This is a genomic window from Pseudomonadota bacterium, assembly GCA_016195085.1.
Taxonomy (GTDB): Bacteria; Pseudomonadota; Alphaproteobacteria; order SHVZ01; family SHVZ01; genus JACQAG01.
In genome coordinates this window covers 16,694-31,306 of the sequence record JACQAG010000072.1, presented here as the reverse complement: position 1 = coordinate 31,306, position 14,613 = coordinate 16,694, and the positions used below count along the sequence as shown (strand labels likewise).

12 protein-coding genes are annotated in these 14,613 nt (G+C 67.0%); 2 read left to right on the top strand and 10 right to left on the bottom strand.

The genetic code is table 11. The features are described 5' to 3' along the window. Positions 1–96: 96 nt before the first annotated feature. The gene (locus HY058_19870) at positions 97–834 is read right to left on the bottom strand and encodes a YbhB/YbcL family Raf kinase inhibitor-like protein (protein ID MBI3499559.1); all 738 of its coding nucleotides are present in this window, start codon (positions 832–834) and stop codon (positions 97–99) included. Between the two features lie 89 nt (positions 835–923). Between HY058_19870 and HY058_19865 the strand changes: the two genes are divergently transcribed. Next, positions 924–1,625 carry an NnrU protein gene (locus HY058_19865; protein MBI3499558.1) on the top strand — a complete coding sequence of 234 codons (702 nt, stop codon included), beginning with the start codon at positions 924–926 and terminating at the stop codon, positions 1,623–1,625. Between the two features lie 9 nt (positions 1,626–1,634). Here HY058_19865 and HY058_19860 read toward each other — a convergent pair whose 3' ends face one another. From HY058_19860 to HY058_19850, 3 genes are all read right to left on the bottom strand, one after another. Further along, entirely contained in the window at positions 1,635–2,843 is a 1,209-nt protein-coding gene (locus tag HY058_19860) for an argininosuccinate synthase (protein MBI3499557.1), read from the bottom strand. Between the two features lie 113 nt (positions 2,844–2,956). After that, positions 2,957–3,334, bottom strand: coding sequence for a hypothetical protein (locus tag HY058_19855; GenBank protein ID MBI3499556.1), 378 nt, complete (start codon positions 3,332–3,334; stop codon positions 2,957–2,959). After that, positions 3,331–3,957, bottom strand: a complete 627-nt coding sequence (locus tag HY058_19850; protein MBI3499555.1) for a glutathione S-transferase family protein — start codon at positions 3,955–3,957, stop codon at positions 3,331–3,333. Before HY058_19850 ends, HY058_19855 begins: the two co-directional genes overlap by 4 nt. Before the next feature lie 168 nt (positions 3,958–4,125). Here HY058_19850 and HY058_19845 point away from each other — a divergent pair, with 168 nt between their 5' ends. After that, the gene (locus HY058_19845) at positions 4,126–6,231 is read left to right on the top strand and encodes a tetratricopeptide repeat protein (protein MBI3499554.1); all 2,106 of its coding nucleotides are present in this window, start codon (positions 4,126–4,128) and stop codon (positions 6,229–6,231) included. Here HY058_19845 and tcuA read toward each other — a convergent pair. From tcuA to HY058_19815, 6 genes are all read right to left on the bottom strand, one after another. Continuing rightward, entirely contained in the window at positions 6,191–7,708 is a 1,518-nt protein-coding gene (gene tcuA, locus HY058_19840) for an FAD-dependent tricarballylate dehydrogenase TcuA (protein ID MBI3499553.1), read from the bottom strand. The two genes, HY058_19845 and tcuA, sit on opposite strands and share 41 nt — an antisense overlap. Positions 7,709–7,710: 2 nt before the next feature. Next, positions 7,711–8,604 carry an ABC transporter permease gene (locus tag HY058_19835; protein ID MBI3499552.1) on the bottom strand — a complete coding sequence of 298 codons (894 nt, stop codon included), beginning with the start codon at positions 8,602–8,604 and terminating at the stop codon, positions 7,711–7,713. A gap of 10 nt (positions 8,605–8,614) precedes the next feature. Next, the gene (locus HY058_19830; GenBank protein ID MBI3499551.1) at positions 8,615–9,568 is read right to left on the bottom strand and encodes an ABC transporter permease; all 954 of its coding nucleotides are present in this window, start codon (positions 9,566–9,568) and stop codon (positions 8,615–8,617) included. A gap of 139 nt (positions 9,569–9,707) precedes the next feature. Next, complete coding sequence (locus tag HY058_19825; protein MBI3499550.1) at positions 9,708–11,297, bottom strand: ABC transporter substrate-binding protein; 1,590 nt, start codon at positions 11,295–11,297, stop codon at positions 9,708–9,710. A gap of 51 nt (positions 11,298–11,348) precedes the next feature. Continuing rightward, positions 11,349–13,412, bottom strand: a complete 2,064-nt coding sequence (locus HY058_19820; protein ID MBI3499549.1) for an ABC transporter ATP-binding protein — start codon at positions 13,410–13,412, stop codon at positions 11,349–11,351. A 102-nt stretch (positions 13,413–13,514) separates the two neighbouring features. Next, positions 13,515–14,606: a lipoate--protein ligase family protein gene (locus HY058_19815; protein ID MBI3499548.1), complete on the bottom strand. Its 1,092-nt coding sequence runs from the start codon at positions 14,604–14,606 to the stop codon at positions 13,515–13,517. Positions 14,607–14,613 lie beyond the last annotated feature (7 nt).

Genomic DNA, 14,613 nt, shown 5'->3' with positions numbered 1-14,613 from the left:
CCCCTCTCCCGCAATGCGGGAGAGGGTGCCGAGCGCCAGCGAGGCGGGTGAGGGCCTTGCGTCCCGTGGTTATGTTTGGCGCGACATCCGTCGCCGCTACTTCTTCGCCATGAGCTCGACGTCCGGGTTCTGGGTGTAGGCGGCGGTGAAGTTGCCGCGGCCCAGTACATGCCCCTTGACCGCCTTCCTGACCTCGGCCGCGCCGAAATTGCCGGAGAGGTTCAAGTTCGGAACGTCGAGCGCATAGACGACGAAGTGGTAGTGGTGCGGGATCGAGTCGTTCCAGGGCGGGCACGGGCCGTCATAGCCGCCATAGGCGCCGGCCATGTCGCCGGACATGAACTTGCCGTAGTCGTTGACGCCGCGCACCCCATGGTCGGTCTTGCCCGGCGGCTTGCCCTTGGGCGTCACCTTGTCGGAGTCCTTGCCCTCGGCGATCTCGGTCATGGCCGCCGGAATGTCGACCAGCACCATGTGGACGAAGTCGATCCGCTTCAAATCCTTGGAGATGGTCCGGCCTTCCTTGTTGGCATCGTCGAACTTGCTGGGCACGTCGGTGTCGTGGACGATGATGGCGTAGGACTGGGTTCCGGCCGGACCCTTGCTCCAGTGGATCCGCGGATTCTTGTTGGCGCCCATCGCCGTGTGCCCTTGCGCCGAAGGCACGCAGAAGGCGTATTGCGCCGGGATCGGATCGTTGGTGCGGGCGATGCGGTCGACGGAGACGCGGAGCGCGGCGGTTTTCGCCGCCCCCGCCGCCAAAGAGGGGGCCGCCAGCGCCAGGGCGACCGTCGCCGCCAGCGCCGCGGCGCTGAAGATGGCTTGCTTGGTCATGGACATCGGATTTCCTCCGCTTGGTTTGTGGGCGGCTTCCTGAGACGGAACGGCCCGGCATAGGCCCCTTCGTAGTATAGTGCCGGGCCATGATCGGCACCATGCAGGCTCTGGTCATCGCCGCCGGTGTTTTCGTCCTCAGCCATAGCCTCCCGGCAACACTCGGCGTTCGCCAGCGCTTGGTGACGGCATTGGGCGAGCCGACCTATTTGGCTCTCTACACCGCCGTCTCGGCGCTGGCGCTGATCTGGCTGGCGCTCGCCTATGCGCGGGCACCGATGGCGCCACTCTGGTCCGGCGGCAGTGCCGGACGCTGGGTTCCCATCCTGGTGATGCCGTTCGCCTCGATCCTGCTGGTGGCCGGCTACACCACCCCCAACCCGACCATGCTGGGCCAAGCCCGATCCCTGCTCACCATCGATGCCAATCCCGCACCCGGCATCCTCAGCATCACCCGCCATCCGATCTTCTGGGCGCTGGCGCTCTGGGCCTTCGCCCATATCCCGCCCACCGGCGATCTCGCCAGCCTCGTCTTCTTTCTGACGATCGGCGGCTACGCGCTCTTCGGCATGTTTCGCATCGATCGAAAGAAGGCGGAGACGCTGGGTGCGGCCTGGGGACCCTTCGCCATGCGGAGCTCACTCATGCCCTTCCTGGCGATCTACGACCAGCGCACCCGCGTCGATTGGCGCGGCATCGGCTGGGCTAGGGTCATGGGCGGGTTGGCACTTTATGCCGGCCTATTCGGAGCGCATCCTTGGATCGCCGGGATCGGCGTCTTCGCGCCATGAGCCGGGCGCTCACCCCCCCGCCAGCTTCCCCAGCCTGAGCCTCAACGCATTCAAGCGGATGAAGCCCTCCGCCTCCTTCTGGTTATAGACCGAGTCCTCCTCGAAGGTGACGTAGTCCAGGCGATAGAGGCTGTTGGGCGATTTGCGCCCGACGACCGTGGCGTTGCCCTTGTAGAGCTTGAGCCTGGCGGTGCCGTTGACGCGCTTCTGGCTCTCGTCGATGGCGGCCTGCAGCATGCGACGCTCGGGCGAGAACCAGAAGCCGTTATAGATGAGCTCGGAATAGCGCGGCATCAGCTCGTCCTTCTGATGCGCCATGCCGCGGTCGAGCGTGATGCTCTCGATCGCGCGATGGGCGATATGCCAGATCGTACCGCCCGGGGTCTCGTAGACGCCGCGGCTCTTCATGCCGACGAAGCGGTTCTCCACCAGATCGAGGCGGCCGATGCCGTTGGCGCCGCCGAGCTCGTTGAGCCGGGTCAGGAGCTGGGCCGGCGACAGGCGCTTGCCGTCGACCCCAACCGGATCGCCTCCTTCGAACTCGATCTCGACATAGGTCGCCTTGTCCGGCGCGTCCTCCGGCGCCACGGTGCGGCTGTAGACGTAAGGCGGCGGCTCCTGCCACGGGTCTTCCAGCACCTTCCCCTCGGCGGAGATGTGCAGGAGGTTGGAGTCGACCGAGAACGGCGCCTCGCCGCGCTTGTCCTTGGCGATCGGGATCTGGTTCTTCTCGGCATAGTCGATGAGTGCAGTGCGCGAGGTGAGCTTCCACTCGCGCCAGGGCGCGATCACCTTGATGTTGGGCTCGAGCGCATAATAGGTCAGCTCGAAGCGCACCTGGTCGTTGCCCTTGCCGGTGGCGCCATGGGCGACCGCATCGGCGCCGACCTCGCGCGCGATCTCGATCTGGCGCTTGGCGATCAACGGCCGCGCGATCGAGGTGCCGAGCAGATACATGCCTTCGTAGAGCGCGTTGGCGCGGAACATCGGCATGACGAAGTCGCGAACGAACTCCTCGCGCAGATCCTCGACGTAGATCTTCTTCGCGCCCAGCATCTCCGCCTTGCGGCGCGCCGGCTCCAGCTCTTCGCCCTGGCCGAGATCGGCGGTGAAGGTCACCAGCTCGGCGCGGTAGGTCTCCTGGATCCATTTGAGGATGATCGAAGTGTCGAGGCCGCCGGAATAGGCGAGCACGACGCGTTTCACGGAATCGGACATGGCGGAGCCTCGTTCGAGGGAAGGAAGGCGGCGGGACCGGCGGAGCGCGGCGCGGGAGTATAGGAGTGGCGAAGCAGAGAGCAAGAGCGTCCCTCCCCTCGCTCGGCGGGGCCTCACTTGGCGGGCTTGCTCGCATGGCGGTTGGGATAGAGATAGGCCGCCAGGCGGTTAGCGGCGAAGCCGAAGGCATCGCCAGCGTTCCCGGCGCAATACTGGTCGAGCCAGGCCAAGGCCGCCCCCCGCTCCTTGGCGCCCAGGATGTCGTAGGTGTCGGGCAGCACCAAGTTGACCGCGGACAGGTAGCCGTCGAGCCACTGCTCGTAGTCTGCGGCCTTGCCCGCCTTGCGGGCAGCACCGAAGGCGGCGCAGGTGGAGGCCCCCTGTCCGTGGAGGTTCGCATTGCCGTCGTCGTCGAGAGCGCTTGCGCCCCTCGCCCAGGCCTGCGACGCCAGGACCGCCGCTATGAGGCACAGGCGTCGCACACCCCTCACTCCAGCCCCTCCGCCCGCATCATCCGCTCCACCGCGGGGCGTGCCCTGACGCGGTCAATGAGGCGCTTCATATGGGGATGGCTGGTCGCCGGCTTCGCCATGTTGCGGCTCCACCGCGCCAGCATCATGAGATAGAGATCGGCGGCGGAGAATTGTTCGCCGAGGAGATAGGGGCCGGGTTTGGCCAAAGCGGCGTCGAGCTTCTCCCACATACCGGAGAGCCGGCGCTCGGCCATGGCCTTCACCTCGGCTCGGGCCGCTTCGCTCTCGGCCGAGTACTCCGCGTGGTAATACTGGATGAACGCTTCCTGCACCGTGTTGGTGAGATAGACCAGGTATTGATAGTAGCGGGCCCGCTCCGGCATACCCAAGGCGGGGGCGAGGCCGGAATTCGGGTGGCCGTCGGCCAGATGCAGCGTGATCGCGGCCGCCTCGTAGATGACGAGATCGCCGTCGACCAAGGTCGGCACCCGCCCATGGGGATTGAGCTTGAGATAGTCCGGGCGCTTGTGCGCACCTACGGCGGTATCGACGCGCACCAGCTCGTGCGGGGCGCCGATCTCCTCGAGCACGGCATGGGGCGCCATGGCCGCCGAGCCCGGGGCGTAGAAGAGCTTGTACATATGAGGAAATTCTCCGAAGGAATGCCCTACCAGGGCGGAGGCTAGTGTGATGATTCCGAAGTTCGTCATCGAACTTCGGAATCATCACACTAGATTCAATAGATTAGTGGCCCGCTTGTCCCAGAAATTCGCTGACGAATTTCTGGGGCGGGACACTATATTCCGGCGATGGTCTCCCTCGCCGAAGCGCTCGCCACCGCCGCGCGTGAGCACCAGGCCGGCCGCCTCGATGTGGCGGAGCCGCTCTACCGGCGGGTGCTCGAATCCGAGCCCGGCAATACGGTGGCGCTCTACCTTCTGGGCACGCTGGCGCTCCAGCTCGGCCGGCCGGCGGAAGCGGACTTGCGCATCGCCGAGGCAGCCCGGCTCGAGCCCACTGTGCCGGACTTCCACGCCACCCTCGCCGAGGCGAAGCGCCAGCAGGGGGATCTTGGCGCGGCCTTGGCCGGCTATCGCCGCGCGCTCGCCTTGGCTCCCGGCGAGAAGCTGCGCCTGGCGCAGCTGGGCGAGATCCACCGGGGCATGGGAGGGCTGGCCCTGGCCGCCCTCGCCTATCGCCGGGCGGCGGCACCATCGGCGGGCTTCGCCGAGGCCTATGACGCGCTAGGCACGGTCGAGCGCGGCCGCGGACGGATCGCAGCGGCGCTGACGGCCTACCGGCGGGCACTGGCCTGGGCGCCCGCGCATGCCGGCGCCGGCAGCAATCTCGGTGCCGCCCTCGACGAGGCCCGGGGTCCCGCCGACGCCATTCCGTGGTTTCATCGCGCGCTCGCCCAGCGCTCCGATCAGGCCGAGCTCCACCTCAATCTCGGCAATGCCAGGCGGCAGCTCCAGGAGATCGAGGCGGCACTCGCCGCCTATCGCAGGACGCTGGCGCTCGCTCCCGGCTTGGCGCTCGCCCACGGCCTCCTGGGCCAGACCGAGGGGCGCAGGGCTCTGAGCGCGCGGGCGCTCTCGAGCGGGCGCCGGGCGCTTGCCATCGCTCCCACGCTGCCGGATTTCCACGCCATGCTCGCCCAAAGCCTGCAGGGCGCCGGCCGCATCGCCGAGGCGACATCCGCCGAGCGTCGGGCGCTTTCCCTCGATCCCGGGCGAACCCTGAGCCTGGGCCAGCTCGGCAATCTCCTGCAGGACCTAGAGGAGTACGAGTCCGCCGGCGTCGCCTATGAACGGTATCTGGCGATCGAGCCCGGGAATCCCGACGCGCATATGGCGCTCTCCTACATCTCTCGGCTGCGCGACGATCTTCCCGCCGCCCGCGCCCACCGGCTGGCCGCGCTTGCCTCCAAGCGCATCTACACCGAGCTCTGCCTCGCCGACCCGACGGCGCCCACGGTGCTGCTGCTGATGTCGCCCGATGACGTCAACGTGCCGTTCGGCGCGCTCCTGACCCGCGACAACTTCACCTTGCACAAGTTCGTGCTCCTCGATGTGGGCGAAGGCGAAGCGCCGCCCGTCCTGCCGGCATTCGATGCGATCTTCAACGGCATCGGCGAGCCCGACAAGGCGGAGCGCGGCTTGGCGCTCGCTAGCACCTTTCTCGCCTCGCGCCCCGAGCCACGGCTCAACCACCCGGAGGCGGTGCGCGGCACCACCCGCGACCGCATGGCCCGCCTGCTCGCCGGCATCGAGGGTGGCTTCGTGCCGGTCACGGTGCGGGTCACGCGTGCAGACCTGGCGCCGCATCGGCTGGAGGCGACCCTGGCGGCCACCGGCCTCGCCATGCCGATCCTGGTCAGGCCCTTCGGCGCCCATGGCGGCGACGATCTCGTCCGCATCGATGCGCCCGCCGCGATGATGCCGTTTCTGCGGGACGTCGCAGGCCGCGAGTTTTACCTGACGCAGTTCGTCGATTTCCGGAGCGCCGACGGCTATTACCGGAAGTATCGGGTCGCCTTCGTCGACGGCCGCCCCTATCCCTACCACCTCGCCATCTACGAGGATTGGAAGGTGCACTACTACCGCACCAAAATGCGCGAGACCGAGTGGATGAAGGACGAGGAGCACCGCTTCCTCGCCGATCTCGACGAGGTCTTCGGCGCCAAGGCGACGGCGGCTCTACAAGAAATCGCCCGGCTGGTGCCGCTGGACTATTTCGGCATCGATTGCACGCTGACCCGGGACGGACGCCTCTTCGTGTTCGAGGCCAACGCCACCATGCTGGTGCACCTCAACGACTCGAAGACCGACTTCCCCTACAAGCACGTCTACGTGCCGCGCATCGTCGAGGCCTTCAAGACGATGATCGCTCAGCGGATCGCTGCCGGCGGCTGAGCGCGTGGCTTGCGGCCGCGCCGCCGGCGATGCGGCCGAACACCGAGCCTGAGGTCAAGCCGGTGCCGCCGGGATAGTTGAAATAGAAGAGGCCGCCGACGAGCTCGCCTGCGGCGAAGAGCCCGCCGATGGGCGCACCCGCAGTGTCCACCACGCCCGCCGCGCCGTCGATCCTGAGCCCTCCGAAGGTGAAGGTGATGCCGCAGGTGACGGCATAGGCTTCGAAGGGTGGGGTGTCGATCGTGTTCGCCCAATTCGACTTGTCGATGGCGAGCCCTTCTGTGCGCCTGCCGTCCTTGACGTTGGGATTGAACGGAATCTCGGTCCTGACGGCTGGGTTGTAGCGGGCGATCTCGTCCTTGAAGGCGGTCGTGTCGACATCCTCCAGCTTGCCCGCCAGCTCTTCGATCGTGCCGGCCGCGACCTTGGTCACTTGCTTGATGCGATATTCGTCGCGCAGCAAATGCACGACCTTGGCATCGAACACCTGCCAGGCGAATTGCCCGGGCTGCTCCAAGACGACGCGGCCGTATTTCGCATAGGTGTAGTTGCGGAAATCCGCACCCTCGTCGACGAACCGCCGGCCTTTGGCGTTGACCATGATGCCGAAGGGATAGCTGTGCTTCTGGAAGGCGTCACCCACGGCGAGATCGCCGAACTCCGGCGCGTTCCGCTCCCAGCCGACGGCGTGGCATCCCGACCAGTTGCCGGCGGGCGAGGCGCCGATCTCGAGCGCCATGCGGATGCCGTCGCCCATGTTGAAGCGGCTGCCGCGGACCTTGGCCAGATCCCAGCCGGGCCCGAGATAGCGGGTGCGCCACTCGGTGTTCGCCTCGAAGCCGCCGCACGCCAGAACCACCGCACCCGCCCGCACCTCCCGGCTCACCCCGTCATGCTTGACCATAACGCCGGCGACGCCGTCGTCCTCATTGATGAGGCGAACCGCCCGCGCCCCGTACCAAAGGGCGATGCCCTCGCGGCGGATGGCGGCGGTCAAGGCCTCGATCAGGCCCGGCCCGCCGCCCCAGGCCTCGACCGTGAGCCCACCCCAGAACTTGAACTTGCCGTCGACCTTGAAGGCTTGGCGGCCGTAGATCGGCTGGAAGCGCACTCCCTTCGAGCGCATCCACAGGAGCGCCTCGCGGCTGCCGCCGACCAGGGTCTCTGCCAGCTCCGGGTCGCTGCGCCATTGCGTGACCCGGCCCATGTCGTCCATGAACTGTTCGGCGGTGTAGGTACCGAAATCGGTGCGGGCCACCTCCTCGTCGGTCAAGTCCGGCATCAGGCGCCGTAAATCCTCCACACCGTCATAGACGACCCGCATGGCGCCGGCGGTAAACCGCGTATTGCCACCGCTGAAGGGCTCGGGTGCGGCTTCCAGTACCAGCACATCGGCACCCGCTTCGCGGGCCGCCAAGGCAGCGCAGAGAGCGGCATTGCCCGCCCCAACCACGACCACGTCATGGCGCAAGGCCATCACTACGTCTTGAACTTGGGATCGAGCCAATCGCGCAAGGAATCGCCGAAGAGATTGAAGGCGAACACCGCGAGGCTGATGGCGAGGCCCGGGAAGAAGATCATCCACGGCGCCTCTTTGAAGAAATCCGTGGCGTTGCCCGACAGCATGAGACCCCAGGCCGGCGTCGGCTCGGTCACGCCGAGGCCGAGGAAGGAGAGCGAGGCCTCCAACAGGATCGCCTGGGCGATGAAGGCGGTGAACATGATGATGTAGGGCGCCACCAGGTTCGGGGCCATGTGCCTCAAGATGATCCGGGCATGGGAATAGCCGCCGGCGCGCGCCGCATCGATGTAGGGCAGGTTGCGGATCGACAGCGCGGCGGCCCGTACCACCCGGGTCACGTTCGGGATGATGGGAATGGCGATGGCGACGATGAGGTTGGCGTCGACGCCGAGCACGAGACTGCGTCCGAGCACGGTTACCACCACGAGCGCCAGCACGATGATCGGGAAGGCCAGCATGATGTCGATGAGGCGCTGCACCCAATTGTCGATGTGGCCGCCGAAATAGGCCGACGTGGCGCCCAGCACGGCGCCGATGGAGGAGCCGCTCAAGGAAGAGAGGAAGCCGATCGCCAGCGCGGTGCGCGCCCCATAGATGATGCGCGAGAACACATCGCGGCCGAAGGCGTCGGTGCCGCAGAAATGCTGCAGCGACGGCGCCGCCAGCATCCCGCCGAAATCGATCGCCACCGGATCGTAGGGTGCGGCCAATTCGGAGAAGACGCCGGCGGCCATCATCGCCACGATGACCACCAGGCTCACGGCACCCAGGGGCTGCGCCCGGCAGAAGCGCACGAGCAGGCTCTGCCGGAGCGTGCGCGTCGGCCGGTAGACAGTCTCGGCGATGGTCATGGCGGCGGCCTCACCGGTAGCGCACCCTGGGATCGAAGACCGCGTAGAGCAGGTCGACGACGAGATTGACCGAAACGTAGAACAGCGCGATCAGCATGACCAGGCCTTGCACCAGGGTGAAGTCGCTGCGCGACACGCTCTGCACGAACAGCTTGCCGAGGCCGTTCAAGTTGAACACCTGCTCGGTCACCACCAGCCCGCCGATGAGAAAGGCGAATTCCAGCCCGATGACCGTGATCGCCGGCAGGAGCGCGTTCCTCAGCGCGTGGCGGCCGATCACCAGTTTCTCGTAGACGCCTTTCGCGCGCGCGGTGCGGATGTAGTCCTCGCCCAGCACCTCCAGGAGCGACGAGCGGATCATGCGCGCGACCACGGCGGAGTAGCGGTAGCCGACCGCCATCGCCGGCCACACGAGCTGCGTCAGATTCTCTTTCAAATCGACATAGATCGGCGTGAAGGTGATCGGCGGCAGCCAATTGAAGAACGTCAGCAGCCCGATCATGATCATCATGCCGAGCCAGAACGACGGCACGGCGAGGCCGCCGATGGTGACCAGGCGCACGACGTAGTCGATCCAGGTGTCGCGCATCAGTGCTGCGGTCATGCCGAGCGGCACGGCGATGAGGACCGCGAAGAAGGTCGCCATGATCGCCACCTCGATCGACAGCTCGAGCCGGATGGCGATCTCCTCTCTGACCGGCCGGGTGGTCCACATGGAAGTGCCGAGATCGAGCGTCGCCAGACCCACCATCCAGTCGGCGAACTGCACCGCCATCGGCCGATCGAGGCCGAGCCGCTTGCGCTCGACCTCGATCGTCTGCTGGCTGACATTGCCGCCATCGGCGCGGAGCTTCACCTCGACCACGTCGCCGGGAATGATCCGCAGCATGAAGAACACCAGCACCGCCACCCCGATGAGTGTGGGTACCATCAACAGGAGCCGGTTAGCGGTGTAGCGCAGCATGGCGTCGCCGAACCCTCACCCTCCCGCGAAGACGCAGGGGCCTCCCTCTCCCGCACTGCGGGAGAGGGTGCCGAGCGCCAGCGAGGCGGGTGAGGGTCTGCGCATGACTTTGGGAGATTGTCGCCTTACCGGCCGCCCCTCACTCGGCGAGCCAGACGTCGGCCAAATCCTGACCCAGGAGATGGCTCGCCGACATCTGCCAGCCCATGAGCTTGGCATTGGTGGCGACGATCCGGTGCCACCAGAGGAGAGGCACCGAATAGGACTGCTCCAAGGTGCGCTTCTCCATCTGCCGGATGAGATCGCCGCGCACCTTCGTATCGACGCTGTGGCGTTGCTTATCGAACAAGGAATCGATGTCGCGGTCGATCACCCGGGAGCGGTTCTCCGGCGCCCGGTCGAAGGAGACGTACTTCGACAGGCCGAGCGTCGGCTCGTCCATGAACAGGTTGGAGAAGTCGACCGCCACGTCATAGTTGCCGCTGGAGAGCGCGGCGAAATACGGCGAGGTCTCCTGCTGCAGATTCTCAACCGTCACGCCGATCTGCCGCCACTGGTCGACCAGGAACACGCCGGCCGGGGTGTAGGGCTGGGCGATCGAGCGGTTGAGCAGCTTGAAGCTGAGGTTCGGAACGCCGGCCTCGGCCAGGAGCTTCTTCGCCTCGGCGCGCGAGGCGCCGATATCCTTGCTGAAGCCTGGCAGCTTGACCAGCTCCGCCTCGGGCGTGGCGTAGGTCGAGCCGGGGCGCATGAGGCCGCCGACGCCGTTCAAGGTCGAAGTGCGCGCCAAGCCCTGGCTGCCGCCCCAGCGGTCGATGGCCATCGACAGCGCGCGCCGGACGCGGACGTCGTCGAAAGGCTTCTTCTGGGTGTTGAAGCTGACCAAGAGGTTCAAGGTCCAGCTCGACTCCTCGGTGCGGATCTTGTCGCCCATCGCCTGCTTCAGCCGATCGCGCTCGGCCGGCGAGATGCCGCGGAACTCGCCCAGCACCTGCCCGCCCTGCATGGCGTTCAGCATGGCGGCCGGCTGCAGCATGAAGACGCCGCGGAAGCCGTCCAGATAGGGCTTGCCGGCCTGGAAGTACTTGTCGTTGCGCACACCCTGCACGTGGCTGCCGCGCACATGCTCGACGAACCTGAACGGACCGGAGCCGAGGATGTTCTGCTCGGGGAACTTCGGATCCTGGGCGAGCTTGGCGGCGGAATAGATGAAGTTCCAGGGGCTGGCGAAGTGCTCGAGCATGCCCGGGTTCACGTCCGCCATGCGGAAGACCACGGTCAGCGGATCCGGCGTCTCGATCGTGCCGATGTCCTCGAAGGTCGCCTGCCTGACCGAGACCACGCCCGGCGACGGCTTGCGCATGCGGTCATAGCTCGCCTTGACGTCGGCCGAGGTCAGGGGCGAGCCGTCGTGGAAGGTCACGTTCGGCTTCAGCTTGAAGGTGTAGGACTTGAGGTCGCTGGCTACGCTCCAGGACTCGGCCAGATCGCCCTTCAGCTTCGGATAGCTCGCGAGGTCGAACTTGAGCAGCTCGGAGTAGAATGGCGCCGCGAAATGCATGGTGGCGAAGGTGTCGGAGGCAATGCCGTCATAAGTCGCCGTCTCGGCCGAGATGGCAAGATTGAGGATCCCGCCCCGCTTCGGCTCGTCGGCGAAGGCAGGCCAGCCGGCGAGACCAGCGGCTAACAGGCCGGCGGCGAGTACCCGCAACGTCGTTAGTCTGCGCATGTCGCTCCTCCCTTAACGGCTGAAGGAATTGCTCCCGTCTTGGTGCGCAATTTACACCTTTATGCAGGCGGCGTAATGCCCCGGCCGGACCTCGCGCAGCGCCGGGACGGCCTCCTTGCATTCCTGGCTCGCCATCGGACAGCGGGTATGGAAGACGCAGCCGACCGGGGGGCGGAGCGCGCTCGGCAACTCGCCGGAGATGAGCCGTGGCGCCCGCGCCTTCTCGATCGTCGGGTCGGGGACCGGGGCAGCGTCCAAGAGGAGCTTGGTGTAGGGGTGAAGCGGATCGCGATAGAGCTCGTCGCGAAGTGCCACCTCCATGACCCGACCCAGATACATCACCACCACGCGCATCGAGATGTGGCGAACCACCGCCAGATCGTGGGCGATAAAGAGGAAGGCGAGGCCGTAGGCCTGCTGCAGGTCCTCGAGCAGGTTGATGATCTGGCCTTGGATCGACACATCGAGCGCCGAGACGGCCTCGTCGCAGACGATGAAGGCCGGCTCGAAGGCGAGCGCGCGGGCGATGCCGACGCGCTGCCTTTGCCCGCCCGAGAGCTGATGGGGATAGCGGGCGCGCATCTCCGGTCTCAGCCCTACCTGGCCGAGAAGCAGCGCCACCCGTTCCGCCACCGCCCGAGGGGTCTCGACGATGCGATGCACCGCCAAGGGCTCGGCGACGATCTCGCCCACCGTCATCCTGGGATTGAGCGAGCTATAGGGATCCTGGAAGATGACCTGCACGCGCCGGCGAATGGCGATGAGGTCCGTCTGGCTGGCGCGGGCAAGATCGCGTCCCTCGATCCTGATCTCGCCGGAGGTCGGCGTCTCCAGGCGGAGGATCAGGCGGCCGATCGTGGTCTTGCCGCAGCCGGACTCGCCGACGAGGCCCAGCGTCTCGCCGGGAAAGATGTCGAAGCTCACATCCTCGACGGCACGCACGGTAGACCGGCTGCCGCGCCAGCCGGAATTGACGGCGAAGTGCTTGACCAGATGGCGCACCGAGAGGAGCGGCGCGCGGCGCTGGACCTCGTCGCCGACGATCGCTCCGGTGCCGGCTCGCTGCTCGGTGAGCTGGCCGGCCGCGATCTCGGCGGCGCGGAAGCAGGCCGAGACGTGGTCGGGCTCGACCTCGATCAAGGGCGGGTCGTCGGCGCATCGAGCAATCCGGTGCGGGCAGCGCGGCTGGAAGCGGCAACCCGGCGGCGCATCCGTCAGATTGGGCGGCAGGCCCTCGATCGTCTCCAGCCGCTGGCCGCGCGGCCGATCCAGCCGCGGCACCGCGCGCAACAGGCCCATGGAGTAGGGATGGCGCGGCCGGTGAAACACCGCATCGGCCTCGCCCTGCTCGACGAGGCGAGCCGCATAGAGCACGATCACCCGGTCGGCATAGCGCGCCACGATGCCGAGGTTGTGCGTGATCAGGATGAGGGCGATGTTGAAACGGCGCGCGAGGTCCTTCATCAGCTCGAGGATCTGCGCCTGGATGGTGACGTCGAGCGCCGTGGTCGGCTCGTCGGCGATGATGAGCTTCGGGTTGCAGGCGAGTCCGATCGCGATCATCACCCGCTGGCGCATGCCGCCGGAGAGCTGATGGGGATATTGCTCGAGCCTGGTCTCGGGCGCGGAGATGCCGACGAGCCGCATCAGCTCGACGGCACGGGCCTTCGACTGCTCCTCGGTCATGCCGAGATGGATGGTCAAGGGCTCGGTGATCTGCAGCCCGATCGGCAGGAGCGGATTGAGCGAGGTCATCGGCTCCTGGAAGATCATCGAGATGTCGCGCCCGCGAATCTGGCGCATCTCCTCGTCCGACAGGCCGAGGAGATCGCGGCCCTCGAAGCGGATGCTGCCCTTGGCGATGCGGGCGGTTCGGCGCGGCAAAAGCCGCATGATCGACAGGGCCGAAACCGACTTGCCGCTGCCCGATTCGCCGACGATGGCGACAATCTCGCCGGGCTTGACCTTGAAGCTCAGCCCTTGGACAGCGTGCACCACGCCGGCGGAGGTCCGGAACTCCACATGGAGATCCTCGACTTCCAAGAGGCCAGGCGCAACAGCGGGGGCAACCTCGGCTCGATCGCCAAGGTCAGCCAAGACATGAGCATTCCCCATCCGGCGAAATCCGCTTCCGTGGCGTTGCCGTTTTCTTTGAGTATACCGTGCCTGCCAAGACCAGCGTAAGCCACGTCTTCGTTACGGGCGCCCCTCAGGATCTCATTGCTGCCGGCGTGCCGCCTCAATGGCGCGGGCTAGCTGCTCCAGCTCCGGCGGCGGCAAGGCGAGCCGGAGGTCGGCCGCTTCCCGGGCGAGCCCGCGGCGCAGCGCTTCGGCATCGAGCGCGGTGCCGCGCAACCGGAGCGTCAATGCTTGCATCGCCCGCCCCGTCAATCCGGCGATGGCGCCCCCGAGCCTGAGCTCGGCGATGCGGCCGTCCTGCTCCAGGAGAACGAGCCGAACGGGATCGCCTTGGGTCTTGAAGCCGCACTCGGACAGGACCGTGCCTTCCGCCACCTTGACCGCATGGCGCGCCATCGGGCCGCGCGCGGCTTCGGTCGAGTCCGGCTCCAGCAGCGCCTCAGCCGCCGCCTGGATCGCCCTCGCCTCTGGGACGCTCGGTTGCGAGATCTCGACCGGCAGCCCGAAGGCACGGGCGCATTCGCCGAGAAAGCGGCGCTTGACCTCGTCCCTCCCGGGGACGGCCGGCAGCAGCGCCCGCATGGTCGTGATCCGTTCCTCGAGGGCGGCCCGCAGGATGGCGCGAAACTCCTCCGATGGCGCCCTGAGGGCCGAAGCCATGGTGGCCGCGTCGAAGTCGAACATGAAGCTGCCGATGACGACGGAGGCATCGCCGATCGCGGCACCGGCGCAGGCGCCGATCTTGCGCTGGCCGACGACGATGTCGCCGGGTGGCTGATAGCGCGCCTCGATCCCGAAGGTGCGATAGGTCTCTATGACCGGAGCCATGGTCCGGGCGAACAGTGCCGCCGGAGGTTCGAGCGCGCCGGCGCCGGGCAGGATGAAATGAAAGAACAGCTGATCGCGATCGAGATAGGCGGCGCCGCCGCCCAAGCGCCGGCGAATGACCGGCAGCCCGCGGCCGGCGCAATAGGCCTCGTCGATCTCATGAGCGAGGTCTTGATGGAGGCCGATGGAGATATGCGGCTCGATCGGGCTCACCAGGGACAGAACGGAAGCATCTCCTGCGGCGAAGGCAGCGGCGAGCCCGTGATAGAGGGCATGTGACTGGATCGCCGAGGCATAGCCGAAATCGATGACGCGGAGACGGAGGGCCGGCCGAGCTTCCACGGGAGCC